At 44.2% G+C, this 26,640-nt stretch carries 23 protein-coding genes; 9 read left to right on the forward strand and 14 right to left on the reverse strand.

What is annotated here, in order from left to right:
• Positions 1 to 46: 46 nt before the first annotated feature.
• The 5 genes from ACED59_RS01570 to ACED59_RS01590 all read right to left on the reverse strand — a co-directional run bounded on the left by ACED59_RS01570 (position 47) and on the right by ACED59_RS01590 (position 6,400).
• Positions 47 to 2,278: a hypothetical protein gene (locus ACED59_RS01570; protein ID WP_017096292.1), complete on the reverse strand. Its 2,232-nt coding sequence runs from the start codon at positions 2,276 to 2,278 to the stop codon at positions 47 to 49.
• 401 nt (positions 2,279 to 2,679) lie between these two features.
• Positions 2,680 to 4,248 (reverse strand): hypothetical protein, encoded by a 1,569-nt coding sequence (locus ACED59_RS01575; protein ID WP_017096293.1) that lies wholly within the window; start codon positions 4,246 to 4,248, stop codon positions 2,680 to 2,682.
• Between the two features lie 313 nt (positions 4,249 to 4,561).
• The gene (locus tag ACED59_RS01580) at positions 4,562 to 4,900 is read right to left on the reverse strand and encodes a hypothetical protein (RefSeq protein ID WP_017096294.1); all 339 of its coding nucleotides are present in this window, start codon (positions 4,898 to 4,900) and stop codon (positions 4,562 to 4,564) included.
• A gap of 198 nt (positions 4,901 to 5,098) precedes the next feature.
• On the reverse strand, positions 5,099 to 6,073 hold the full coding sequence (locus ACED59_RS01585) for a Gfo/Idh/MocA family protein (RefSeq protein ID WP_017096295.1): 975 nt from the start codon (positions 6,071 to 6,073) through the stop codon (positions 5,099 to 5,101).
• A 3-nt stretch (positions 6,074 to 6,076) separates the two neighbouring features.
• A complete protein-coding gene (locus ACED59_RS01590; RefSeq protein ID WP_017100305.1) occupies positions 6,077 to 6,400 on the reverse strand; it encodes a putative quinol monooxygenase in 324 nt (107 codons plus the stop codon).
• A gap of 106 nt (positions 6,401 to 6,506) precedes the next feature.
• Here ACED59_RS01590 and ACED59_RS01595 point away from each other — a divergent pair, with 106 nt between their 5' ends.
• Positions 6,507 to 7,364: a LysR substrate-binding domain-containing protein gene (locus ACED59_RS01595; protein ID WP_017096297.1), complete on the forward strand. Its 858-nt coding sequence runs from the start codon at positions 6,507 to 6,509 to the stop codon at positions 7,362 to 7,364.
• Between the two features lie 65 nt (positions 7,365 to 7,429).
• On the opposite strand, the gene ACED59_RS01600 is transcribed toward ACED59_RS01595, so the two are convergent.
• The 3 genes from ACED59_RS01600 to ACED59_RS01610 all read right to left on the reverse strand — a co-directional run bounded on the left by ACED59_RS01600 (position 7,430) and on the right by ACED59_RS01610 (position 10,284).
• Complete coding sequence (locus ACED59_RS01600) at positions 7,430 to 8,623, reverse strand: winged helix-turn-helix domain-containing protein (RefSeq protein WP_017096298.1); 1,194 nt, start codon at positions 8,621 to 8,623, stop codon at positions 7,430 to 7,432.
• Positions 8,624 to 8,657: 34 nt separating this feature from the next.
• Positions 8,658 to 9,305: a DsbA family oxidoreductase gene (locus tag ACED59_RS01605; RefSeq protein WP_017096299.1), complete on the reverse strand. Its 648-nt coding sequence runs from the start codon at positions 9,303 to 9,305 to the stop codon at positions 8,658 to 8,660.
• Between the two features lie 181 nt (positions 9,306 to 9,486).
• The gene (locus ACED59_RS01610; protein WP_017096300.1) at positions 9,487 to 10,284 is read right to left on the reverse strand and encodes a Cof-type HAD-IIB family hydrolase; all 798 of its coding nucleotides are present in this window, start codon (positions 10,282 to 10,284) and stop codon (positions 9,487 to 9,489) included.
• Between the two features lie 482 nt (positions 10,285 to 10,766).
• Between ACED59_RS01610 and ACED59_RS01615 the strand changes: the two genes are divergently transcribed.
• Both ACED59_RS01615 and arsB read left to right on the forward strand, forming a co-directional pair.
• Positions 10,767 to 11,108 (forward strand): helix-turn-helix transcriptional regulator, encoded by a 342-nt coding sequence (locus ACED59_RS01615; protein ID WP_017096301.1) that lies wholly within the window; start codon positions 10,767 to 10,769, stop codon positions 11,106 to 11,108.
• 105 nt (positions 11,109 to 11,213) lie between these two features.
• Positions 11,214 to 12,269: an ACR3 family arsenite efflux transporter gene (gene arsB / locus ACED59_RS01620; RefSeq protein ID WP_017096302.1), complete on the forward strand. Its 1,056-nt coding sequence runs from the start codon at positions 11,214 to 11,216 to the stop codon at positions 12,267 to 12,269.
• A gap of 82 nt (positions 12,270 to 12,351) precedes the next feature.
• Here arsB and ACED59_RS01625 read toward each other — a convergent pair whose 3' ends face one another.
• Entirely contained in the window at positions 12,352 to 13,242 is an 891-nt protein-coding gene (locus tag ACED59_RS01625) for a LysR family transcriptional regulator (protein WP_017096303.1), read from the reverse strand.
• A 127-nt stretch (positions 13,243 to 13,369) separates the two neighbouring features.
• Between ACED59_RS01625 and ACED59_RS01630 the strand changes: the two genes are divergently transcribed.
• The 5 genes from ACED59_RS01630 (at position 13,370) to glpD (ending at position 19,589) form a co-directional block, all read left to right on the forward strand.
• Complete coding sequence (locus ACED59_RS01630; RefSeq protein ID WP_017096304.1) at positions 13,370 to 13,801, forward strand: PACE efflux transporter; 432 nt, start codon at positions 13,370 to 13,372, stop codon at positions 13,799 to 13,801.
• A gap of 448 nt (positions 13,802 to 14,249) precedes the next feature.
• Positions 14,250 to 15,104 carry an MIP/aquaporin family protein gene (locus ACED59_RS01635; RefSeq protein ID WP_004732234.1) on the forward strand — a complete coding sequence of 285 codons (855 nt, stop codon included), beginning with the start codon at positions 14,250 to 14,252 and terminating at the stop codon, positions 15,102 to 15,104.
• A 59-nt stretch (positions 15,105 to 15,163) separates the two neighbouring features.
• Complete coding sequence (glpK, locus tag ACED59_RS01640) at positions 15,164 to 16,684, forward strand: glycerol kinase GlpK (RefSeq protein ID WP_017082581.1); 1,521 nt, start codon at positions 15,164 to 15,166, stop codon at positions 16,682 to 16,684.
• Between the two features lie 292 nt (positions 16,685 to 16,976).
• Entirely contained in the window at positions 16,977 to 17,762 is a 786-nt protein-coding gene (locus ACED59_RS01645) for a DeoR/GlpR family transcriptional regulator (protein WP_017096306.1), read from the forward strand.
• Between the two features lie 267 nt (positions 17,763 to 18,029).
• Positions 18,030 to 19,589, forward strand: a complete 1,560-nt coding sequence (glpD, locus tag ACED59_RS01650) for a glycerol-3-phosphate dehydrogenase (RefSeq protein ID WP_029223718.1) — start codon at positions 18,030 to 18,032, stop codon at positions 19,587 to 19,589.
• Between the two features lie 258 nt (positions 19,590 to 19,847).
• On the opposite strand, the gene ACED59_RS01655 is transcribed toward glpD, so the two are convergent.
• Positions 19,848 to 20,084 carry a YdcH family protein gene (locus tag ACED59_RS01655; protein ID WP_017060944.1) on the reverse strand — a complete coding sequence of 79 codons (237 nt, stop codon included), beginning with the start codon at positions 20,082 to 20,084 and terminating at the stop codon, positions 19,848 to 19,850.
• A 667-nt stretch (positions 20,085 to 20,751) separates the two neighbouring features.
• Between ACED59_RS01655 and ACED59_RS01660 the strand changes: the two genes are divergently transcribed.
• Positions 20,752 to 21,792: a DUF1214 domain-containing protein gene (locus ACED59_RS01660; RefSeq protein WP_017096307.1), complete on the forward strand. Its 1,041-nt coding sequence runs from the start codon at positions 20,752 to 20,754 to the stop codon at positions 21,790 to 21,792.
• Between the two features lie 106 nt (positions 21,793 to 21,898).
• Here the strand turns inward: ACED59_RS01660 and ACED59_RS01665 are convergent, their stop codons facing one another.
• The 4 genes from ACED59_RS01665 to ACED59_RS01680 all read right to left on the reverse strand — a co-directional run bounded on the left by ACED59_RS01665 (position 21,899) and on the right by ACED59_RS01680 (position 26,592).
• On the reverse strand, positions 21,899 to 22,813 hold the full coding sequence (locus ACED59_RS01665) for a LysR family transcriptional regulator (RefSeq protein WP_017096308.1): 915 nt from the start codon (positions 22,811 to 22,813) through the stop codon (positions 21,899 to 21,901).
• Positions 22,814 to 23,031: 218 nt separating this feature from the next.
• The gene (locus ACED59_RS01670; protein ID WP_017102289.1) at positions 23,032 to 24,276 is read right to left on the reverse strand and encodes an NADH:flavin oxidoreductase/NADH oxidase family protein; all 1,245 of its coding nucleotides are present in this window, start codon (positions 24,274 to 24,276) and stop codon (positions 23,032 to 23,034) included.
• A gap of 177 nt (positions 24,277 to 24,453) precedes the next feature.
• Positions 24,454 to 25,902: a DUF1254 domain-containing protein gene (locus ACED59_RS01675; RefSeq protein ID WP_017096310.1), complete on the reverse strand. Its 1,449-nt coding sequence runs from the start codon at positions 25,900 to 25,902 to the stop codon at positions 24,454 to 24,456.
• A 12-nt stretch (positions 25,903 to 25,914) separates the two neighbouring features.
• Entirely contained in the window at positions 25,915 to 26,592 is a 678-nt protein-coding gene (locus ACED59_RS01680) for a hypothetical protein (RefSeq protein ID WP_017096311.1), read from the reverse strand.
• Positions 26,593 to 26,640: the final 48 nt, after the last annotated feature.

Below are 26,640 nucleotides of genomic sequence, written 5' to 3' on the forward strand. Positions count from 1 at the left end.
TGCCTCCTGCTCTATCAAATGATCCCCTTCGTCTATCTAAATAATTCTAATAAAGCAAGAACAGCCCTTCATAACCGCCAATATGAATTTCAGTCACATACTCTCCGATGTTGCCGTTTTCATCGACAGGCTTCATCGGCACGTCCAATACAATCATCAGCTTCTCTGCCTCATAAAAGCTCGAATTCTTACCGTGGAAATCCGTGCGATACAACACACGACCATTGCTGAACTCTCTCGCTAACACCATATCTTCAGGGCCACCAGCTGCCACCTGATTTTTAGATTGATACATAAAGTACGTGAACGTAGGTAGAACGTGAGTCATACCATTAGGCAGATCAGCATGCACCACTTCACTCATCGATGAATCACCAACGATGGTGTAGTCTGTGGGTTGAGGTGTCGTTGTCGATAGCATCAAAGGGATTGGCTCAAATCCCTGTAGGACCTGATGACTCGGCTCTCCCAAATCAACGGCTAATAACGAACTTGGTTGATAAGCGATATTTTTAGGGACACCACTTTGCCAGAAAATGTCTGCAGTCGTGTTATCACTCCCATAGACGTAACTATTGTTCCACTGATTAAAATAGCTGTGTTGAGCATGTCGATTGAGGTGGTAAATCGCTAGGGTCGAGTATTGGTCTTTCTTCCAATTCTCTTCACTATTTCCTAGATACTGGACTCGCCCGTAACGCGTTGTCGCCTGAAAAATTACTCCTTTTCCATTGTAGGCGAGCGCAGAATTATCCCAGAATTTAGAGATCCCCGAGTAACCACTAAATCCAGTAGACGGAAAAATGTAATGCTCTCTCAGATACAAAGACCCGGCTTCGCTAAGATGAGACTGCCCATTTCGACCCAGCAAGTTCGCCGTACCAATGTTCAACCCAATAGACGCATCACTTTCTAAAGCAGATAGATTTTTGAGAAACGCTGAAAATTGTTGCGTGTAGAGAGCATCCGCTTGATTTGAACCCGCAACAGCTCCTAACTCTTGAACATGTCCGCCAGAATGGACATAGAACTGGTTCGAGCCAATGAGTTTATTTGTGTCGTCGTTGTATGCACCATTCAAACCTTGGATTGCCCAGCTTTGCTTGTAGTAGCGATGAATGGCCGATAAATAATCCGCGTTTGCGACGTTCGTTAACGACCAAGATGAATTCGTGCTCCACATTCGACCAAATGGCACCACTCTTGATTCCCAACGAAAACGCGCTGTCGCATTCTTATTGGTTCGATTTCGATACTCGCTTGGCGACAAGTAGTTATCGCCATTCAGGTCTGCAGACACGTCAAAGCCACGAATTTTTCGCCATTGGCTGATAGCATTGCCATCCGGAGTTGTGGTCGGAGCGTCGGTTAACTTAACGGTTGGAAAGCTGTTTTTGAGTTTTACTTCTTTTAACCGCGGCCTGTCGTCTGCGTTCTCACTTTGCCAACGAACTCTCACAACGTATAAACGGCCACCCTCTCTCAAAAAGGTTGAACCAAAATACTGGCCGCCACCATAACTCACCCCACTGCCATCATGATTTGTGGCTCTTACCCAGTTACCCGGAAGGTTCCAAATCACCGATTGGTTTCTGGTCATATTGAGCGTTTGGTCTTTCTTTACATCGAGCCTTTCCCACTGTGAAACCCTTCCGTGAGAGTCAATAGCTGTTGGGTATTCAATCCAGAATTCGCCGCTGACAGCAAACTGTGAGAACTTAAAGGTCAGACGTTCGAACTGTTCAGCATGATAGACATACAAAGCCCCGCCCAGTTCGAAATTCTCAAACACATCAGCATCCCACGGAGGCTCTTGATACAGCCAAAAGCCAGCATGGTCTTCACTGGCTGTATAGCCCAAGATCATAGGCTTTCCACTTAAGAGAGTATTTTCACCGTGGGTGTTATCGACTTCTGCGAGCACTGTATCTTCAGAAAAATGGAGAAAGAAGTTTTCAAAATTAACGCCATGCAACTCTGCGTTATTACGAAGGTCGTTCTCCAACCAACCAGAATTGAGCTCCAATTTTTGGTTATACATATACCCAATTGTCGTAGCTCGCTTATTGTCGGTTTTATCTGCATAAGAGCCAAATACGAGGTCACTGTTCGCAATTTCCCAATCTATGACGGCATTCGCAGACAATGGGGAGCCCGAAAGATCAACACCAGCTTCATGTTGCCCTGGCAGCACAACCGCTGTACCAACAGCAAAAGAATAGCCGGTAATTAAATATGACGGTATAAGTGCGAGCAGCACAGAAATGTAGGTTTTCATGATTCAAATTTCCTAATCGATACTATTGCCAATCAAAATACCTCATTCAAAATCAACATATTACGTGTCAAATTAGGGAGCAATGTACGAAAAAAGTATCGTCTAGAAAAGTTCATAGTTCAAGCATTAAGCCACCCGGTTCGACGAGCATTTAAGTGTGCCATCGAATACCCGAATGAAGACAATCTGAAACTACCGCCAGCTTAAAAGGGAAATGACAGCTTCACCTCTAAGGTCATTTGAGTTCGGGATGAAATGATTATGTCGGTCGTATAAAAACCAAATGAGAGGGGGATTAGGCTTGCTGTGTCAGTATAAATCGATGAAAACCACCTACGGATGTAAGTGGTTTTCAACGGAATAAATAGAAGGGATATATGTAGGTGCTTGAGTCGCTTTAGCTAGATTTTGTCTACCTTAACAACCTCATCGCTAAATTTAATATATTCCACATTGGTAATCTTGTCCGTTCCAATCGATTTACCAGAAATTTGTGTCACACCGCCGGTCAGTTTTTTAATCGAATAATCGTTTTTATTACCGTTTATTTTCAATACATCGGTACCATCAGAACCATCGAAAGTGTTATTGGCAGAGTTCCCCTCAAAATAATTATCCTGAGAATTTCCAAGTATATCTAAAGCCTCAGAACCTACGATTTTCAAATTTTTAATATATTGAGATTTAAAGGTGTACTTTTCTTTATCATCAGAAGAGATTTGGATCTTAAATGTATTATTTAAAGACGGATTTGCATTTAAATACGTATTGACCTTTGAACTGTCAATCCGCGCCGTATACTGATGATATTCAGGCAAGAATTCTTTGACGATCGCAAAACCAGTACTATCACTAGGCAAAGTTTCTCGGGTAACGTAACGGTAGTTATCCATTCCTCCAAACTCTGAATTAAACCCACCATACATCCCGTAATACGTGTCTGCTAGTGCGGCAAAATACTCGTGAGAAAAGGTTTGCCCCATCTTATACTGCTCAGGCATTCCTAGGTCTTTACCTATATCGTCACCGCCCCAATCGCCATCCCATTGTTCTTCACGTTTTTCATCAAGAGTTGCGCCTGCGGCTTGTGGACTCCAAATGGAACTTTTAGCCACATAATCTTTGCTAGGGTCTTTATCTTCGTAAACATATAGGCCTTTTACGCTCTCATATTTATAATCTTTGAAGATACTCAAGCTATGTTCAGTTATTCTCTTCTGTAACCCGCCTTTATCCCCTTCACCAGTTAAGGGAGCGATTCCTTGAGCTTGAGTTATATGAAGAATTTCTTCTATTGAAGCATCTCTTTTACCTACATTGGTAACGGAATTATAACCAGTGAAATACTCTGTCTCACCAACGTATGTCGTTTCGTTATAACCAAGCGCTTGGCTATGAACAAACCAACCATATTTTTTGAATAGATCATTATCTGAAGCTATCAGCTGCAGGTAGTTATCAGCTGTAGCTGAGGCAAGTTTAGGCTCACGCGCTTTCAACAACCTCAGTAGCTCTTGCTGAAGATTACCAATATCACCTTCTGACGATGCCATAAGAAGCGTACCCTGACGCTGACTTATCGATTTAAAGACATCAAGCTTACTCAGTTCTGTATTCGCTCCATTTTCGGACAAAAGAGAAGTCCACACACCAATGGCTTGACGCAAATCCTCATCACTACCTTTTGTCGCAAGAATGGTAATACTAATACTTGAATCTGAGCGTAACGGTATTTTAATAAAGTAATCAAAACCTGCATCTTTCGCTATCTGGTAGTTACTTGGGAATACCGTATTAAAAGCACTATCGATATTGTAATTGGTAATCAACTTCGATTCATTTGGCAAGGTAAACCCAGGGATTGGTGCCGGCGTAGGGGTCGTAGCGGCTGGACTCTTACTATCGCTACCACATGCTGAAAGCAAAGGTAAAATTGCGAGGATTGTTAGGGTGATTTTATTTTTGTTCATTTAAATACCATTGAAGTTCAAGTGCGCCTACACACATATTCTCAGTGACTAACTGTATTTTTACCTATTAATCATAAAAATACGTCAGCTTCAATTAGCGATACTTATATACGTGACACCCATTCACCTCAATTATATTTACTCAAAAATAGAGTTAACTCATGCGCTGAAAAAGACAAGCATTGTTAATATTAGGTTAACCGAAATTTAATAATTCCCGGTTCTTTCCCCATTGATTAAAATAAACTAAATAGCCCCCCAGCCATTACATTACATTACCTAAGCACTCAGGTCACTGATCCCCCAAACCTATTTACAACCTCTTGTTCCACTTCCCTTGATGGTCGCGGTCGCAATTTTCTTGTGTATCGTAGCTAACATGCTTATCGATATTCTTCAGTTGAACCCCAACTTGATTGAACGCTTGTTGGATAGCCCGAGAGGCACTCTGCTGACCTCTCCCCTCTAAAAAGTTCGTTCTATCTCGATTGGTGTCGAATACGCAGACGATTTTCAAACTTTGCGGGAATGAAGAGAAATTGACCGTATGAGTCACCCAAAGAAAACCATCGTAGCTTTTCAACGTATCTTCACACACGTCCGTTAACACGTCTCTGATTTGATTTTCGATCTTCTTATCTGATTTGCGCATGAAGCAAAGTTCCTATTCAACACCTTAAAAAATAAGGTTTTTCGGTCAATATTGTTTTAACCGACATTGGACACTGTGGCTGTTTCAAATGCAAAGTATTTATTGGGAAGAGTCTACTGGAAGATATAGAGGAAACGCCTCATGCTTGATCACTGACGAGGCAATCAAACATGAGTCGAATACGAATTTACGAAGATCTTAGCTCGCCGCTTGTTCCCAATCAGTCAGTAACTTCATGATCACGCGAGAGTCTTGGTGAGTTGCCATTGGGGCAGCAAGTTGTGTGTCACCTCGCTCAACCGCTTGGCGGATATTGCGCACTTGATAATGGAAACCATCGCCTTGCGCTTCGACTTTCACTTCACGTGTCGACGTCTCATAGATCTCTACCGTAAACGTGTTTTCTGCCGTCGGTAGCCATGGATTAGTATCTAGCGTGATACAGCCTTTGCTACCTAGAATCGTGAAGCCATGCTTTAAGCCGTGATCTTCAGCAGTGTGGATTTGCGCGGTAAAACTGCCGTTGAAACGCATCATCGCCGACGATTCACAGATATTGCCATCTTGGCCACGTCGGCCGATTGCCGAGATCTGCACATCATCGAACACACTCTCGCCAGATTGCTGCTGCGCAACAGAATGAATCAGCGACATTGGATAACAACCCAGGTTGTACAACGCGCCTTTACTTGCAGGATTTACGAACTGATCAATCGCCGCAACGTAGGAACCTTGGATTGAGCGCACTTCACCAATCTCACCGGTTGCCAACTCTTGATGAAGCTTAGCGATAAGCGGGTGATTTAGATACATCAAACCTTCAGCAAAGAATACGTCCGCTTCTTTCACCGCTTGCAGAGCTTGCTCGGTTTTTTCCATATCAACCGATAGAGACTTCTCACACAAGATCGCTTTGCCTTTTTGAGCCGCTTTATTCACATACTCATGATGGATATGGTTTGGTAGGGCAATATAGATAATGTCGACTGACTCATCTTCAATCAAAGCTTCATAGCTGTTGAAGGTTAATGTTGGTTGGTATTGGGCAGCAAACTCGTTTAGTGTTTTTTCAGTACGACCAGCAACGGCATACAGCTCGCTTTGAGCATCGCCTTTGATCGCATCCGCCATTACGCCTGAGATAAAGCTGGTTCCTAGGATTCCCCATTTCATGTCTTAGATCTCCTGCTCTTGTGCTTTGATAGGTCCACGTTGCGTTTCAAATGCTTGCACTAATTCCGTAATACCACGCTCAATAAACGCTTGGGTATGAGGCATCACAAAGTGCTGATTGATCGCCTCGCGGTTTGCGTATTGCTCAAGCAAGATCACGCGATCGCTTTGACTTTGATCATAGGTTGCAATCGCTTGCAGGCAGCCCGGCTCGCTTTGCATGTCTAAACAAAACTGTTCGATGGCTTCGATCGCAGCAGCTCGCTCTATGTTAGTTTTGATCTTAAGTTCGGCAGTAACAAAGATGGTTTCGTTCATTTGAGGCATTTCACGCTCTTATTTTAGTTAATTATCGGTTTGCCATTAATATAATTAACCCCTAATAATTGATAAACTCACGTTTTGTTTATTGTTTATCAACCAAGAGTGTTTAATGGATAAGTTAACCAGCATGAAAGTCTTCGTCTACGTGGTGGAACAAGGCAGCTTTCGTAGCGCCGCCAACCACTTCAACCTGTCGGCGACCATGATCAGTAAGCATGTCCATTCCTTAGAAACCAGTCTGAACTCTCAGCTGATCCACCGCACCACGCGTAAGCAATCGTTAACCGACTCAGGGCAGCTTTACTATCGTGAGTGTAAGCGAATTCTCGAAGACATCAGCAATGCAGAGAACCTGATTCAGACCTTGGAAAATCAACCGCAAGGCACGGTAAAAATTAACTGCCCAGTTACCTATGGAAACAAGGTGCTCGCCCCGATTGTGGCCAAATTTCTCGCACATCACCCAACCATTAACGTTGAGCTGATGTTGAATAATGACCTTGTCGACCCTTATTCATCCGACATTGACCTGATTGTGCGAATTGGCGACCTGTCCGATTCAAGTTTAGTCGCCAGATACTTAGGGGATTATGAGATGTGTTACTGCGCGGCTCCTGAGTACCTTAACCAACATGCTGAAATCAGAGTATTAGAAGACTTGGCGCAGCACCCGTCGCTTGGGTTCAGTTACAGCAGCCAAGCTCCTCACGCCACACCGAACAAAGAACGTGTGCGCTTGATGTCGAATAATGGTGATGTGTTGCGATATGCCGCTCTACAAAGCGTAGGTGTGTTGTTACAGCCGACTATCTTAGTTACCGAAGAAATTGAGCGTGGAATGCTATTGGAAATCCTACCCGGCATGGCGCCGTTACCAAAGCCGATTCACTTGCTCTACAAAACCAAACAACTGTCATTGAAAAACCGAACCTTTGTCGAGTTTTTATTAGCCTCTCTTTCCGAATAGCTAAGCGCTGACTAATTCACAAAAAGGCTTTTAAGTAATGAAGAATTTTCTAAACAACAAAGCCACTAAACCGTTTGCCAATGGTTCATCAAGCGTTTGCCAAGATCAGAAGGTGTGGTGTTATGGACGATCATCTCATCACATTGGTTGAACACCATGAAGTGTTTAAGTTCTTCGCACAAAGCGTGAATCAATGACTCATGGGTTTTAACTCTGTCTTCAACAACCAAGTTACGAATGTTGAGTAAACGGGTCTTCCTGTCGACCTTACAATCCATTCGCGCCACCAGCTTACCTTGCCACAGAATCGGCAAACTAAAGTAACCAAACTGACGCTTGGCCTCTGGCACATAGCACTCAAGGAGGTAGTCAAAGTTGAACAATGATTGCATTCGCTTTCGTTGAATCAACAGGTTATCAAACGGAGACAATATCTTTAACTTGGTTCTGGAAAGAGGTTGATTCAGCAGTTCAAAAGCACCTGGCTGGACATAGTAATCAGAGCCTTGAATATCTACTTTCAGAACCTGCTTATCTTCAAGCATCTGTTGGAGAGCTTTCAGAATCAAAGGCTTAGTGTTCTTGAGTAGGTAGCTCATTTCGGACGCTATTCCAACTCCGTTAGCCTTTAAGTAACGCTTTATGAGATGCTCGATGTACTCTTGTTCAGTCGGTTCAGAGGTATCAATGCCACTCGGCAAAACTCGCTCGGTAAGGTCATACACCTTATGAAAGTTTACTCGGCTTGGCACCATTAAGTCGCCTTGCATGAATAAGGTTTCTAGTGCTTGCTTGGCCGGTTTACCGCCCCACCCGCCGGGGTTTGGCCTATCCCCTTCAAAGTCTTTCGCCATCAACGGCCCTTCATTCTCAATTCGCTTGAGAACATGATCCATGAGTGCGTCATCCTTTTTATACCAATGCTTGAGCTTACCGCTCGCAAAGCCATTCTTGCGATGTAGGCTGAATCGGAAGTCACGCATGGGTAAATACGCAGCGGCATGCGACCAATACTCAAACACTTCTCGACGCTCTAACAGCTTATCCAGATGATCAAGCTTGTAGTCTTGATTACGATTCCACAGCGTATGATGGTGAGCTCGCTGAATCACAGAGATGGTATCAATTTGCACATATCCAAGGTTTTCAATCGCAGACAGCGTGTTCGCCAAAGTGCCTCCATTGCGTTGCTTTTTGGGCGGCAATTTTTGCGAAAGCAGTACAATTTTTTGCGCTTGAGCGAGTGACAGTGATTCCATGAAATTCAGACTCTAATTGATACCAATAATCGGCTTATGATTCAGCAATAAGCTCTTGAAGAATTTGCTTGTATGTTTCTACCGTCTGCGCACCAGTGACTGCACTCTTTCGGTTGAATACCACGGTAGGAACCGCTGAGATTCCCATGCGTTGCCATTCAAACTCTTGCGCTTCAATTTGCTTCAAGTTATCGATGTTCTTTAGGCGCTTCAGTGCTTTCGTTGAGTCTAAGCCAACTGCTTCAAGTTCTTGCGCGATAACCTCAAGATCGGACAAATCTTTCTGCTCTGAAAAATGAGCAGTAAAGAAGCGTAGCTTTAACTCAGTCTGTTTGCCATGCGCCAACGCGAAATCGAGCAACACATGTAGGTGACGTGAATTCACCATTCTCATGCTGTCATAGAAATTGAAATCGAAACCAACCGCTTTGCCACGCGCCGCAAGCTGTTCGCGTGAACTTTGACTCTCTTCTGCGCTAGAGCCGTATTTTCTCATGATATGGTCACGCAGGTTTTCACCTTCTTGCGGCATATCTGGATTCAACTCAAACGGCTGCCATTCAAGTTCAATTTGCTCCGCTAAACCAAGTTCTATAATGGCTTGCTCTAAGTTTTTGTAGCCGACTACGCACCATGGGCACATTACGTCAGAAATAATATCGAGTTGAAGTTTCTTGCTCATCGTCATTCCAAGTGATCATTGATAAGGCATGTCTGCAGTAAAAGCAGGCATCCAATTTATCTTCAGACTACAACAACCTGAACAATCGTTCAAATTTAACTAAATTCAACATTAACGAACAAAAAAGCCAACTCATGTTCACGAGTTGGCTTTGACAAAAATCGGGTCGAGCTTAAGAGCGTTACGCTAGCAACTTCTCAAGTACTTGGAACACACCCGCGTCAACGTTACTTGGCGCGCCAAAACGCGCAATCTCTTTCAGCTTAGGATGGGCGTTTTCCATCGCGTAAGAGTGGTAGCTCTCTTTAAGCATTTCCAAGTCATTGAGGTAGTCACCAAAGCTCATGGTCTGCTCGTAAGTGAAACCTAAAGTGTTCTGTAGATGTTTAATCGCCGCACCTTTTGACGCTTCAGCGTTCATCACATCCAACCAAATTTTTGCACTGACAACCACTTGGTAGTTCTCACCGAATTTGGCATCAATAGTTGGGTTCACTTTCTCTTGTGAACCGTCGAAGTGACAGATAGCTACCTTGATGAAATCGTCTTCTACCGCCAGTAAGTCTTCTACTTGCTCACGGCGATGGTAGTACTTAGAGATCTCCGCTAAAGCACGCTCATCTTTGGTTTCAATGTATGCAGACTTCTTACCACAAAGCACAACGTGTGCACCTTCAATGGCACGCGCTTCTTTGATGATGTCTTTGATGGCATCAGTATCAAGCAAGCAGCTGTAGAGCTCTTGGCCTTTGTGCATCACTAATGTGCCGTTTTCAGCAACGAACATCATGCGATCTTTAAGTGGAGCAAAAGTCTCCATCAAGCTGTAGTACTGGCGGCCCGATGCCGCAGAAAAAATGATGTCTTGAGCTTCTAGCCGCTCATAAAGATTGAAGAATTCTGGGTCTAACTTTCCGTGTTCATTAAGAAGAGTGCCGTCCATATCAGCAGCGATAAATTTGATGTTCTGTTGTGGCATTTCAGGGCTTACCTATAAGTAATACCAATCGTAGTAAATAACTGTTCATCCTAGCTGGTTAAAATACTCGATAACTGCGTTAGAATTTTTGATTGTAGAATAACTACTTATCAAAAAATTCCGCCTTGTTCTCAAGTCTTTTCCCTGCGCTATTTCTGATCATTTACTTACTGTGATTGGTATGAAAATTAAATAGCAAATTATGATTTTTCGTTATCTTGTGTAACGGTTCTGCGTTCAATTATATCGCTAGAGTAGCCAGTGAATGCAATGCTTTTCGGTCGATTTCTCTGTTTAAATCTAAGATCTTGTTTATGCGCAATAAGAAGGCAAAAACAGATAAAAATCGAATATCAAGCTTAACTAAAACCATTGTTCTGAGATGCCAATTTAAGGCGACTTATAAATTTCGCATTGACCAATAAAAGAAATAGGCCTACCATCAATCGTCTTTTAACGATTATGGAAAGCGAAACATCAATATGAACGAAACTTGCCCTACAACTGGTGGCTGTGCTCTACCAATCGGACATGGTGATACCGAAGCTGAAACGCAAATGGCAGCTCTGGCCAAAGCGCTCGCTCACCCGGCAAGAGTTCGTATATTGAGTATCCTTTCAACGCTAGAAAAATCGGGCGGCTGTTTGAACAGTGACTTGGTTAGTGAATTAGGTTTGGCGCAATCGACAGTATCAGAGCACCTAAGAATCTTGAAAACCTCTGGTTTCATCACTGCTGAATCGATACCACCGAAGATGTGCTACCGCATTAATCGAGATAATATTCATCAATTTGAGACGCTAATCGACACTATTTTGAAATAGATTTATCGCGCTTAGTTTGTCGAATACGGAATAAATTAAGCGTATTTTTTTGCTTCCCAATATCGCTTTTCGACGATTAACGATATCAACCAAAGAGAAAATATCATGAAGCCAAAATTAGGTTTTCTAGATCGCTACTTAACGCTGTGGATCTTTATTGCCATGGGTCTTGGTGTACTGCTTGGCATCCTATTCCCACAGATCGAGCAGTGGAACGAATCTATGTCGGTTGGTACCACCAACATTCCACTTGCGATTGGCCTTATCTTAATGATGTACCCGCCTCTGGCTAAGGTTAACTACAACCTATTAGGCACTGTGGTCAAAGATAAGAAAGCCATCAAACTATCTTTGATCATGAACTGGCTTGTTGGCCCAATTCTGATGTTTGTGTTGGCACTGACTTTCTTGGGTGACCACCCAGGTTACATGGTCGGCGTGATTCTGATTGGTCTTGCTCGTTGTGTGGCGATGGTTCTGGTTTGGAACGACATCGGCGGCGGTAACAAAGAGTATGGCGCGGCATTGGTTGCTCTAAACAGTACATTCCAAGTGGTGAGCTACAGCTTTATGGCGTGGCTATTCATCAGCGTTCTTCCACCAGTATTTGGTTACGAAGGCATGATGGTTGATATCTCGATGATCGATATTGCACACAGTGTTCTTATCTACCTAGGAATCCCATTCCTAGCGGGCTTCCTAAGCCGTAAGATCCTGGTGTCGATGAAAGGCGAGCAGTGGTACAACGATGTGTTCATTCCACGCATCTCGCCAATCACACTGATTGCGCTATTGGCGACTATCGTTCTGATGTTCAGCCTAAAAGGCGAGATGATTGTAGAGCTGCCAATGGACGTATTGTTGATTGCGGTTCCACTGACTATCTACTTCACAGCGATGTTCTTCATCAGCTTCTTCATTGGTAAGAAGATGGGTATTGAATACGACAAGAACGCTTCAATTGCATTCACAGCGACAGGTAACAACTTCGAGCTAGCGATTGCCGTTGCTATCTCAGTATTCGGTATCAACTCAGACCAAGCGTTTGCCGGTGTTATCGGTCCACTGATTGAAGTACCTGTGTTGATTTACCTAGTGAACGTGGCGCTTAAGATGAAAGACAAGTACTACAACGGTCAGACGGTTAAACCTAGCGTCTAGCGTCTACATCTACATCTAGCAAGCAAGCAAGCAGTATCACTTTAAACAGAAAGGCTCACACGCTAAGCGGTGAGCCTTTTCTTTATTCAGTTTCGTCTAATAAGCCTTTCAATGCTTGTTCAAGCCAAAGTAATGCAGGACCTTTAGAGCGTGTTTTAGACAGAACAAGATCAACGGGCGGCGACCACGTTTTGTGATCGAATGAGACATTAATCTCCACTAAACGCTGCTTATTCAGCTCCTCTTCGACAAGGTGCTTGGGTAAGTATGCCCAGCCAATATCGCTGCCAAGTACCATCTCTTTGATCACAATAAAGCTGTTCGACCACCATACCTTTCCGGCAATCAGCGGAAACTGGTCCATCACCTTGCCTTTGTCTCCCCTCAACATTAACTGACGATGCGGGAGTAAATCAGAGAGTTTCGCCACACCTGTTTTTGCGAGCGAATGACTTGGATGACACACAGCAATAAACGGTAAGTGACCGATAAAGCAAGGCTCAGAGCCTACATCAAAAGCCAAATTGGTAAACATCAGTCCAATGTCGGCTCTCTCTTCGATAATTAACGGATTAACCTCTGTTGTGGTACACGCAACCAGTTCAACTTCAGTAGCAGGGAATTGTTGACTGAACTGACTAAGGATCTTAGATAAATTCGGAACCAGTAATGAATCATCTAATGCAATTTTGATGAGCCCCTCTTCACCGCTACCCATCGCACTAACCGTCACATTCAGATCTTCAACCTGAAGCACGATTGCTTTCACCTGTTTAAATAACTGCTCGCCCGCTTTGGTTAGTGAAGGCTTTCGAGTCGAACGATCAAAAAGCTCAACATTAAAATCTATTTCAAGATTACTGATACCTTGGCTTACCGCCGACTGGACCTTGCCCAACTCACGAGCACTGGCAGAAAATGACCCTAATTCAACGGCATACACAAACATCTTCAGCTGTTCTATGTTGTACATTCGGTATCTCCTAACACTTACTATCACCATATGTGATGCTAACTATCTTTATATTATCACTTAAATAGATATTATCTAGGCAAGTCATTGGCCCATAGAGGCTAGAAAACATAAAGAGAGTAAAAAGATGTCACATAAAGAACGCATGTTACACATGGTGCTATTTGAATTAGCAGCTTTGATTTTGATGGCCGTGGCGGCAACTTACATTGTTGGGGGCGGAGCAGTAAAAATGGCAGGCTTGGCACTGTCTTTGTCACTGATAGCGATGACGTGGAACTACGTCTACAACTACGGTTACGACAAGATTTACGGCGCTGACCGCAGCCAACGAACCAAGAAAACACGTATTCTGCACGGCTTAGGTTTCGAACTGGGTTTGATGCTGGTGACGTTCCCGCTACTGATGTGGGTACTTCAACTCGATTTCTGGACAGTACTAGTAATGGATATCGGAATTGTTATCTTCTTCGTGCTGTACGCGATTACGTTCAACTGGGTGTATGACTCAATCCGAGCTCAGTTGGTTGCGAGAGGAAAAGTTGCAGCTCTGGTTTAGAGCTGTAAGTTCTTAACTTATAATAAGAACAAACATCCAAATTGAAACTGCCAAACTACAACTTAGTTGGCAGTTTATTCATTTATGCATATAAGCTCATTGGTTAACGCCCTTGTTACATAGCAAAAACATCACACAGCCCTCCCTAATTAAGTCTAATAATCCACCACTCACGAAGTGGCATCACAAATCCGAGCACAAACTCCTCGTACCAGTTGCGCATTCATTTACATATAGGTAGTTTGAGCGACTTCGCAACCTATCAATTCGAGCAATGACGTTCATGCGAGCATCTTTTTCGAGCAAAAGTGTTCGGATTAACATTTCAAGTGACTTTAATTAACAATTTCATGCTCAAACGCTCACTTTTGATGTTCGTTTATTTTCGGGTTCGCAAATTTATGCACAATACGCGTGCTAGATAAGCAAAACTAAAAAGGACTCGAACATGACAACAAACAAACACCCTTCTTTATTTGGGCAATGCTTGGCTGAATTTATCGGTACAGGATTACTCATATTCTTTGGCGTTGGCTGTGTGGCCGCTCTGGTATTAACTGGTGCGACATTCGGACAATGGGAAATCAGCATCATCTGGGGCTTCGGTGTTGCGATTGCAATTTACTGTACTGCCGGCGTTTCAGGCGCACACATCAACCCAGCCGTAACGATTGCACTGGCCATGTTCCATGGCTTTGATAAAGCGAAAGTGGTGCCTTACATCATTTCGCAACTGCTTGGCGCTTTCTGCTCTGCAGCATTGGTTTACAGCCTGTACAGCAACCTATTTACTGACTACGAGATCGCACATAACTTCGTTCGTAGCAGCCAAGACGCACTATCAACTGCTGGTATCTTCTCGACTTACCCACATGCTTCACTTTCTTTCTTCGGCGCTTTTGCTGTGGAATTCGTGATTACTGCAGTGTTGATGTTTGCCATTTTAGCGTTAGGTGATGAGAACAACGGCGCATCTCGCGGTGCAATGAACCCTCTACTGATCGGTATTCTTATCGCGGTTATCGGTGGTTCTTTAGGTCCACTGACGGGTTTTGCAATGAACCCTGCTCGTGACTTCGGACCAAAACTGTTCGCTTACTTTGCAGGTTGGGATTTCGCACTAAGCGGTGCTCGTGATATTCCTTACTTCATCGTTCCAATTCTTGCTCCAATTGCTGGTGCGTGTTTTGGTGGTTGGTTGTACCCACGTGTTATCGGTGCTTACCTACCAGTAGAAGGCCAAGGCTGCACAATTCCAAACCAATGTGAAACAGAAGAAGAAGCTGAACAAGCTCAAGCTTAATCCCTAAGCGACCTTACATTTACTAAAATATAAATAACGAAAGAAAAAGGATTCTTACCATGACCGAGCAAAAATACATTGTTGCCCTAGACCAAGGCACCACAAGTTCTCGCGCTGTAATCCTCGATCACGATGCAAACATCGTTAGTTCTTCTCAACGAGAATTCACTCAGATTTACCCGAAAGCGGGTTGGGTTGAGCATGATCCAATGGAAATCTGGGCGACTCAAAGCTCTACATTGGTTGAAGCTCTTGCTAAAGCAGGCATCCGCAGCGATGAGCTAGCGGGCATTGGTATCACGAACCAACGTGAAACCACCATTGTTTGGAACAAAGAGACCGGCAAGCCTGTTTATAACGCAATCGTATGGCAGTGTCGCCGTACAGCAGATATCTGTGAAGACCTTAAAGCGCGTGGCCTAGAAGACTACGTACGTGACAATACAGGTTTAGTCCTTGACCCGTATTTCTCAGGTACCAAAGTAAAATGGATTCTAGACAACGTTGAAGGCGCTCGTGAAGACGCTGAAGCTGGCAAACTATTGTTCGGTACGGTTGATACTTGGTTAGTTTGGAAAATGACTCAAGGACGTGTACACGTTACGGATTACACCAACGCGTCACGTACTATGTTGTTCAACATCAACGACCTATGCTGGGATCAGAAGCTACTTGATGAAATGGGCATTCCAGCAATCATGATGCCTGAAGTGAAGCGCTCTTCTGAGGTTTACGGTCAAACGAACCTTGGTGGTAAAGGCGGTACTCGTATCCCAATCGCGGGTATTGCGGGTGACCAACAAGCTGCACTTTACGGTCAAATGTGTGTAGAAGCAGGCCAGGCTAAGAACACTTACGGCACGGGTTGTTTCCTTCTAATGAACACAGGCCAAGAGAAAGTAACATCGAAAAATGGTCTACTCACAACGCTAGCATGTGGCCCTAAAGGCGAGCCTGCATACGCGCTTGAAGGTGCGGTATTCATGGGTGGCGCATCTATCCAATGGCTACGTGATGAAATGAAGCTACTGGCTGGTGCTGAAGACTCTGAGTACTTCGCAACCAAAGTAGACTCTTCAAACGGCGTTTACGTGGTTCCTGCATTTACTGGCCTAGGCGCGCCATACTGGGATGCTTATGCTCGCGGTACGATTGTCGGCCTAACTCGTGGTGTTAACTCTAACCACATCATCCGTGCAACGCTGGAAGGCATTGCTTACCAAACGCGTGACGTACTAGACGCGATGCAAGCTGACTCAGGCATCAAGCTAGCGAAACTACGTGTTGATGGCGGCGCAGTAGCGAACAACTTCCTAATGCAATTCCAATCAGACGTGCTGGATACTGAAGTTCACCGCCCGGAAGTAACAGAAGTAACGGCTCTTGGTGCCGCTTACCTTGCTGGCCTAGCGGTTGGTTTCTGGGACAGCATTGACGAGCTTCAAGACAAAGCCGTTCTTAACCGCACCTTCATGCCACACCACGACGAAGAGAAGCGTAACCGCCGTTACAAAGGTTGGAAGCGTGCTATCAAGTGTGCACAGGTTTGGTCTGAACTGCACGATGACGACGAAGAGTAATACTGATTATTCAGCTAATCGTTAATCATTAGCCGCTGACCTAGGAACTCGAGTAATCTAATCGACTAGATTGTTCGAACCTCAGCAAACGAAACTAAAAAGAGCACTATTTTGTGCTCTTTTTTGCGTTTCGGGCTCAAATTCCATGTTTTGAGCAGCGTTTTTGCGGTTTAGACATGATTCCTTACCATCATTACTTCTCTCTTTTCATCAATTCGAGCACAATAGCGTGAGTTTATATTTTCGATTTTGACGCGCTAGAGCCCTTTGCGCGCAGGGAGTGGTAAGTTAAGTGAAGCAGATACCAAGACACCAGCAGATTGTAGACCTGGTAAAAACACAAGGATATGTGAGTACCGAAGAGCTCGTTGAAAAGTTCGATGTCAGCCCACAAACCATCAGACGAGACCTCAATGAACTGGCCGATAGCAACAAAATCCGTCGCTATCACGGTGGTGCAACCATTCCTTTAAGCTCGGAAAACACCTCTTATAACACGCGTAAAGCGCTTAACTTCAACGAAAAAGACGTGATCGCCGACGAGCTGGTTAAACATATCCCAGATGGCGCAACCTTGTTCGTTGATATCGGAACCACACCTGAATCGGTTGCTCGCGCACTCAACAAGAATCATAAGCAGCTACGAGTTGTGACCAACAACATTAACGTTGCGAGCATCCTTCTGCCGAACCCTGAGATCAAGGTTATCTTGGCGGGCGGTGAAGTAAGAAACCGCGACGGCGGCATAGTGGGTGAAGCGACACTCGATTTCGTGAAGCAGTTCCGCCTTGATTTCGGAATCTTGGGCATCAGTGGCATCGACTTTGATGGCTCACTGCTCGATTTTGACTACCACGAAGTTCGTGTGAAACAAGCCATCATCGAAAACAGCCGCAGTATCTTCTTAGCCGTCGACCACACAAAGTTTGGTCGTAACGCGATGGTTAAGCTCGGTAATATCTCTCAAGCCCACATGGTGTTTACTAATAAGCAGCCACCAGAAGAGATTCTCAACATCCTTAAAGATTCCGCAATACCATTAGAAGTGATCGATACCGCTCGTCCTATGAGCGAATAACTCACATAAGTGCTCGGTGAGCCACTTTCTATAATGAATCACGATTCTTTATAGAAAAGTTAAAAAAGTAAAACTTGCTCGCTGTCACTGTCGCTTCTATGCTCGAATTAGACTTATTTGAACCTCTGCTTTCATAAGCAGAGGTTTTTTTATACCCAAATCACATAAAACGCGCATAAACGAAAATAATAAATGACCGCAAACGAAAGTTCATATAGGATTTAATTATGTTCTAAAATGCTCGTTCGCTCAGAAGAGGTCAAAACCATGAGTGCTCAACAAAATAATTCAAACAACAGTACATCTTCCACTTTAGACTTGCTCGTGATTGGCGGCGGCATCAATGGTGCAGGCATCGCGGCAGATGCAGCAGGTCGTGGTCTAAACGTTGGCTTATACGAAGCAAATGATTTCGCATCTGCGACGTCTTCTGCTAGCTCAAAGCTTATCCACGGTGGCCTACGCTACCTTGAACATTACGAATTTCGTTTGGTTTCGGAAGCACTCGCTGAACGTGAAGTCTTGTTAAGAAAAGCGCCTCACGTTGCTCAGCCAATGCGTTTCCGTTTACCTCATCGACCATTTTTACGCCCAGCTTGGATGATTCGCTGTGGCCTATTCCTTTACGATAACTTGGGTAAGCGCACCACTCTTCCTGGAAGTAAGACAGTCAACCTAGCGAAATCGGGCCTACTGAAACCAGAAATGAAGACAGGCTTCGAATACTCAGATTGCTGGGTTGATGATGCTCGTATGGTATTGCTCAACGTGTTGGCAGCAAAAGAAAACAACGCAGAAGTACGTAACTACTGCCGTGTTGAAAAAGCGCACCGCGAAGGTGGTGTTTGGCATGTAACGATCCTTGATGTGATGACAAACCAACGCTTTGAACGCAAAGCAAAAGCGCTTGTTAACGCAGCCGGTCCTTGGGTTAAACAGTTCTTTGATGATGGATTAGAGCAGGCTTCGCCTCGTAACATTCGTCTTATCAAAGGCTCACACATTGTTGTGCCACGCATTCATGACGAGCCACAAGCGTACATTCTGCAAAACAAAGACAATCGCATTGTGTTCATGATCCCTTACCTAGATAAATTCTCGATCATCGGTACTACCGACCTTGAATACAAAGGCGACCCACGTAACGTCGCAATTGATGATGTCGAAGTGGATTACTTGATTGATATCGTTAACCAGCACTTTGTTAAACAGCTTGGCCGTGAAGACGTGGTTTGGACATACAGTGGCGTAAGACCGCTTTGTGACGACGAATCGGATTCCCCACAAGCGATCACTCGTGACTACACATTGGAATTGGACGCAGAGCTCGATCAAGCGCCACTGCTTTCGATCTTCGGTGGCAAGTTGACCACTTATCGTAAGCTCGGCGAAGCGGCACTTAAGAAGCTTGAGCCACACCTAACCAACATGGGTGCACCATGGACAGCGAACGACACGCTTCCAGGCGGTAACTTTAGTTGCAGCAGAGAGCAGCTTGCGAAGATGATCCACACTAAATACCCTTGGGCATCTGAAGCGCTATTGCTTCGTTACGTGACTCAATTCGGTACTTACACGTGGAAACTACTGGAAGGCGCAAATAGCGAAGCTGACCTTGGCATTCAATTCTCAAGCGAGGCACATGGCGTTTATCAAGTTGAAATCGATTACTTGATCAATGAAGAGATGGCGATGACAGACGAAGACATCTTGTGGCGCAGAACCAAGCTTGGCCTGTACATGAGTGAATCAGAGCAGCAAGCAGTAACGGATTACCTGAAAGAGAAACTACAAAGCAAGGTAGTGAGCTTTTCTCAAGTAGGCTAACCCCACCAGCCTAAGCATGGTTCAAGAACATACTTAACAACGAAGCTTAGCGTCCCCCGCGCTAAGCTTTTTTATATCCACCCTATTTACAAAACCTTAGTGCTAACTGAGTTTGTCTATATCTACGGTTTCTTGTATCCAAATATTCTTATGCGTTCAGATAGAGACTGGAATGCAGAAACGAAAAAAAACTCCCGAAGGAGTTTTTGTCTAAGTCTGTAATTCGCCATTTAGCTAGTCAGCAAAATTACCAACTCACTAGCCCGTTAAACGAGCATGCAGTAAATCTTTAAGCTCAGAACGATCATGTTTCAATTGGTGCATCGAGCCGTCATCAATGGGTGAATCTTTCAGCTCTAGTTTACGAATCTCTTTATCAAGGTTGTCGTATGTCTTCATATCTGCTGCAAAGCCATCGTCAGTTTTAGCAAGCTCAGCAATTTTGTCTTTCATTTCAGGAAATTCGTGAACAAGAGAGTGATTTTCACCTAGCATAGAAACCTCTTAAGTTGAGTAAAGTGATTGGTAGTACACATTCATTATTTACCTTAGCAAGGGACTCAAATAACAAATGAGATCCAGTACACAGCCTAGAATATAGACAGTTCAGATTCACAAATTTACAACATAAATCGGCAGGGATGCGTTGTTTTACATAGAAGAAAGCCTCACGTAATCGCAAGGCTTTGTAGAAGTGAGTTCTTTATAAGAACAGTGACAGAAATGATAATAACAGCAGCTAAAAAGTATTTTCAAAAAAGGATTAGCTGCTACAACCACCAGAATGAACTCGATTCATTTGATCATGTGAAGACGTGTCAGAGCCTGTCGATTGGCATCCTGCCACGAACAATAGCGTTACAGATAAGATAAGCCATTTCATAATTAATCCTCTTTTAGTCATGACTAAAGCATAGTGCTTAAAAGCGCGGATACCTCAGTCATTAACTAAAGCCTTACCTGCCGATAAAGCCTTAGTTAATGAACAAAGCATCGCTTCATTAACTAACGACCAGTCTCTGTGCAAAAAACTTTCACCAAACGAACAAAAAACAGTCACAACTCTCTCTAAGCTTCACAAAAACCAGCCTTCCGATTCCTTTTGGTTATTACATAAATAACATCAATTCATTTTTAGAATCATCACCAAACCGATACATTAGTGTCATCTCCTAATGACGACCTCAAGGTAAACGATATGAAAAAGACCATTTTAGCAACACTGATTACCATCACATCAATGCAAACAATGGCAGCAGTTGAAGTAACCGACGAAAACTTCGCTCGTGCAGAAAGCGACCTTTACTTCACTCAACAGTTAGAGCATCAACCGGTTAATGTTTTTGAGCATAATCGCGAAAACGTAACGGTAGAGAACCAAATGATTATCCGCTCTAACACCGACCTGCTCTATTCAACCGCGGTTGTCGATGTCTCAGAAGGCGCAACATTCAAACTGGCGAAAGGCGATGCGTACCAGATCATGCATATCTTCAATAACAATCATGATAACCACATGGCCATTTATGGTGGCGAAGAAATTTACATCGACTCAGAAATCGCAGGTTCAGACTACATCTACATACTGATGCGAACTGCAACAAGTGCTGGCGCAGATGAAGCGCATCGACTGCAAGATGCGGCGGTCATTAATGCGAAATCAGCTAAGCCTTTTGAACCTGCTTCAGATTGGGATGATGCATCTCGAGATAACGTCCGAGCAAAATGGGAGAAGCTAGTTAATGACATCAAGACAGAAGAAGCCTTCACACCAAACATCACAGCAACATCAGATAACAAGCAGTTTATGATTGGTACTGCGGTGGGTTGGGCTGGTATGCCGGCAGAGCATGCTGTGTATACATCACGAGCGGGCACAGGTAAAACAGAATGTGCAAACATCACGTTTGAAGCACCCTCATTACGTTATGACGAAGGCGGTTATTGGTCAATTACGGCCTATTCAAGCCAAGGCTGGTTGATGACGAACAACAACAGTGCTGATTCAACGACATCAACACCCAATAAAGACGGTTCTTACACGATCCACTTTGCGCCAAAAGGGCAAACCTGTGACGCTGCAAATAACGTAATTGAAGTAAACGATGATGGCTGGAACTTTGCGGTTCGTGCATACCGTCCTAGTGATGAAGCGGTAGCATCAGGTGAGATGCACAACTTCCCACAGGTCACTGCTCAATAGCGGGGAATAACGACTGAGTTGCGAGTGATTAGTGTTAATTAACTGGCAATAACAGCTGCTAACAATAACAGCTACTAACAATAACCTAGCCTCTCATTTGAGAGGCTTATTGCTTTTCTTTTATGATGGTTTGGGAGGTAGTGATAATTTTTCGCTTAAGCCATTGATTCATCGGGTGCATTCTCTTGTTATGAGATTCCACCAGCACGATTTTTTTGAGCTCTTCCGGTGCATAATCAGGAAAAGAGAGATAATCGAACTCTTCATTAAGATAAAGAGCAAGCTGCTTGGAACACGGTAGAATCATGTCACTTTGTTTAATGACCTCTAATAGCGTGTGCAAATACGAGCTTCTTGCTTTCACTTTAAGCTGCTCTGTCGACAAATGCTTGGCGATATAAGGCTGAATATCATTCCACCCCGGTATCACCAAACTCGCGTATTCCGCTTCATCTATCTCTTGCTGTGAAATCACTTTGCCAGCTAATGGATGGCCGGTTTTAACCAACCCGACAAAGTCATCCTCACCGATAATCTGATGGGTAAACTGCTTATTCGTGTCGATTGGAGAAAAGTTGATAGCTGCTTGTATCTCGCCATCCAACAATTTTTTCAGCGTTTGAGAGCCCCAATTAACAATATTGACTTGAGCATTGGGCGCTTCTTGAATGAGACCAAGGCATAAACGCGCACCAAGCCAGTTCGAGATAAAACCGTTAATTGCAATCGTGATGTTGCCTTGATACTCGGCAGGGTCAAAGCTTGGGGTTTCAAGAATCACGTCGTCCAAGCTTTCCATGATCATTGGCAGCCGTTCACCAAGCTCTAACGCACGTGGAGTTGGCTTCAAACCGGAATGGACACGAGTAAACAATTCGTCATCAAAGTATTCTCTCAATCGCCCTAGTGCTTTACTCACTGCGGGCTGACTCAGCGCCAATTTATTGCCAGCAATGCGAGTATTTTTGGTTTCTAGCAAAACCAGAAAAACGCGGATTAAATTGAGATCCAATTGTTTCATAGTTACCTGTCATTAAAGTTTGGTCAGGGAGATATTTAGCCGTCTGGCGATAAAAGCTAACTTAGCGAATATCTCTCTCATTATGGCTCATTTGACGATTGATTCGCTTAACGATCTTTAACTCTTTCTTACTCTCTAGACAAACTAAACAATAAATCATCATAGAAAAAAGCAGAACTTCAATTCCTTAAAGTTCTGATTTAACAATCCATGACTGCTTACGCTCTGCGCTTCTTGAAAGCGTGCCAGCCGGCGCTGAGAATTGTTTTTACCACCACACTTAATGCGCTTAGTTTAGGGTCGGTATTCTTGCCAGAGGCGATGCGCCACATTTGATGTTCATACCAAACCAGCCCGACCATCGCCATCCTGTCTAAAGCGGGCTTTCCTGTGGTTGGCACCGTTAGCGGCATACCGTGGCTAGGGTTTTCAATTAACTTGTTAGGGAAATCTGGATCAACCGCCATTGTGCGCGCAATACCAATAAAATCGGTCGCCGAGGTGTTTAATGCTTCATTCATTGCTTGCGCGGTTCGAAAACCACCCGTGACCACCAGCGGAGTGCTCACAAGCTTTCTCGCCTTCACCATGTAATCCATAAAATACGCTTCACGCTTTACCGTGCTGGACTTGATTGATTCAGCTTTGCTCTTTGAACCCATCATTGATGGACTTTCATAGGTGCCGCCAGAGATCTCAATCAGGTCGATACCGTTATCACTCAGTGTTTGCACAACCTGCATCGACTCTTCTTCAGTGAAGCCACCTTTCATGAAGTCGGCGCTGTTGAGCTTAATTCCGACAGGGAAATCTTCACCGACCTCTTTTCGAATCGCGCGATAAACCTCAAGCACAAAACGAAGTCTGTTTTCGAGTGAGCCACCCCATTTGTCTTGGCGTTGATTGTGTCTCGAAGACAAAAACTGACTCACGAGATAACCATGAGCACCGTGAATCTGCACGCCAGTAAAGCCTGCTTGTTTTGAAAGCTTTGCACTCAGCGCGAATTTATCAATGATTGCGATTATTTCCGTCTCAATCAGAGCTCGTGGCGTATTGAAGCCTTTCTCTAACCCGCGCTCTAAAGAGATCGCCGAAGGAGCAACGGGGCTATCACATAAGAATTTAGGAATTTGCTTTCCTGGGTGGTTCAATTGCATCCATATCTGCGAACCATTTTGTGTTCCAGCCTTCGCCCACTCACGAAATACGCTTAAGTCACTTTGCTCATCCAACACAACGTTTTTAGGTTCACCAAGCGCACCTCTATCGACCATCACGTTGCCCGTCATGGATAGGCCAATTCCTCCTTGAGCCCAACGCTGGTAAAGCGTGACTAAACCTTGCTTAGGGTTATGATGTTTATCACCTAGCTGTTCACTCATTGCCGATTTGAACAGGCGATTTTTGATCACTTGGCCATTAGGAAGAGAAAAAGGGTCGTTGAGGCAGATTGGATTCATGCGCGTGGTTACTTTCTTTGGTCTATATATTGCGTCCAGTATGCCCTATTTTATTCGACAGTTCTGAGCATTTAGTGCCTATTTCGAAGCAAATTTCACTCAATAATAAAATGCCAGCGGCATAGCCGCTGGCATTAATTGATTATAAACAAAACCTTAAACAGGCGATCTAAGTCATCACTTTATCGTGGATTTCTTGACCTTAGTGAACGGTGTCGATTTCCATTTATCGGTTCTTACCTCTTCACCGGGCGTGTACATGCGTAACACTGAATACCATTGGTGAGCGGGGATAGGTAAGAAGTTAGGATCATCTTCATGCCCTTTTACATCGCTACTCATGTAAATGGTGTAGCTGCCATCAACATTAGGCGTTAGCGTTCTGTCTCCACGGGAATGACGGTTTAAGTCATTTTTCTCCATCAATCGGCTTTCACCACTGTAGGCCGTGTATGACCAAAAACCACCCTCTTCTAGCGGTGGCGAATCGAAGGTCACCGTGTAATCATACTTACTACCATCGAGCGCACCGCCTTCACTATCGAAGAAGTCACCGCTGTACATAGTGTGTTTTGCAGGCAGCCCCCATTGGCCCATTAAGGTGCCGTAGGCGTGCTGAAAGCTTGGAACCTTGGTCATTTCATCACGAGTGCCTAACACGTCACGTGAATCATCAAAGCCCGCATTAATGATTCGTTCCAGTCCGTCTTTTTGACCAGACTCGATCATACGAAGCTGCTCTTTCATAAATGGATGATTGGCTTTGCCTAATTCAAGATCTCCTAAGCCAATGTACTCGAACAGTTCAACCAGCTTTTGGTCATGTGCCTTCATAGTTCCTTCAGACAGAATGAAATTGGTTCGTTCGACCCAATTAGAATCTTCAGGGTCTGGATACTCGCGCTCAACAGGATCTGGCCCTTTCTGACCTAAATATTCCGACAACGTCCTAATATTCCATTGATCCATTAACTTTTGAGCAGTTGCAGAATCGTCACCGCCAAGGTCCATGATTCGCCCCATCATCTTGACCAGCGGATGCTCGACATAGATGACTTGATCGACACTCGCAGGCACTTCACCTTTCCACCCTTCAACTGCATACATGAAGCTGCCGCCTTTTGTGCCTCGCTGTGGAGAGCCAAAAGCCGAGTCAGTAAAGTGCTGCATATTCATGGTATGGAACAACCAGTATCGATTGTCATCATGGTCTGGAATCGTAACGATGACAGGCTCTGCTGCTAGATCCATCCAACCCATCAAATGTAACGTGTCATTGTTAATCGTCGGGTGCGCAGTGTAAGTGTCGTCAGCAAGTATTCGAATATTTTGGAATCGATTCAAAGGGTAATCTTGCTCAACGACGGTTTTGTAAAAGTATTTGTAGGCTTCATCTATCGAGTACGCGTACTCATAGGCAAGTTGTGCCAATAGCTGATTATCCTTTTTGAGCGACGCTAAACTCGCCATCTCAACGGGGAGAGTTTCCGTCTTTATCTCCATTGCTGTTTTTGTTGCCACAGCTACGCTCGTCGCGTCCACGGATTGGCTCGCGAGTACCGGAGACGGAAGTGCAACCATGAAAGCACAAGCCAGTGCTGTCGCAAGTATGTTTTTTTTCATCATTTAATGTCCTAACTAAAAACGAGTACGGAAGGTGATCCAAGTGTTGTTGTCAGTATCACCACTAAAGATGATGATGTTGTCACTATCGACCTTGTAGCCCAGTTGCATTTCAGCAGAGAAATCTCGTGTGTTCTCACCATCTAATCCGTAGGTGTATTGTGGAGCGAGTAGAAGATAAAATTGGTCAGCAAAATCGTACTTTAAGTAGTTAATACTGCTGATGATTTGCGTGTCCTCAAACTGATTACTCTCCTCCCACATTTGTCCGTACGTTAGGGCGCTGTACAGGTTAACCTTATCGCTCAGCTTGAACGACTGCATGATGCCCGCCGACGCATAGTTTGAGGTTATGCCATCGTTGGAGAAGTCGTGTCCAGCATCAACAAACAAGCCAGTGCCCGTTTTCTTGTTGGGTGTGAAGAATCGTGCTCGATAGTTTTCAAAGTTGTTTTTGCCTTCCAGCTTACCCAACACACCCCAATCGCCACGATTCACGCCAAACTGGAAGGTAGCGCCAAGCCCTTTATTGCCCGCAATAATTTCACCTCCCGTATAAACAGCCATTGGATCAGCCATGTCACTGGCAGGTTCTTCTTGAGCGGAAACACAAAATGCAAAGGGGATAAGCGCAAAGATAGAGAGTGTAAAAGTGGAAAAGGTGCCCGTGAGCAGACGTAACGGTTTCTTCATATTATTGTCCGATAGTAAGGTGCGCTTGTTACAGCACACCTTGTATTA

Origin of the sequence: Vibrio sp. FF266 (assembly GCF_041439695.1) — a bacterium.
GTDB lineage: Bacteria > Pseudomonadota > Gammaproteobacteria > Enterobacterales > Vibrionaceae > Vibrio > Vibrio tasmaniensis_A.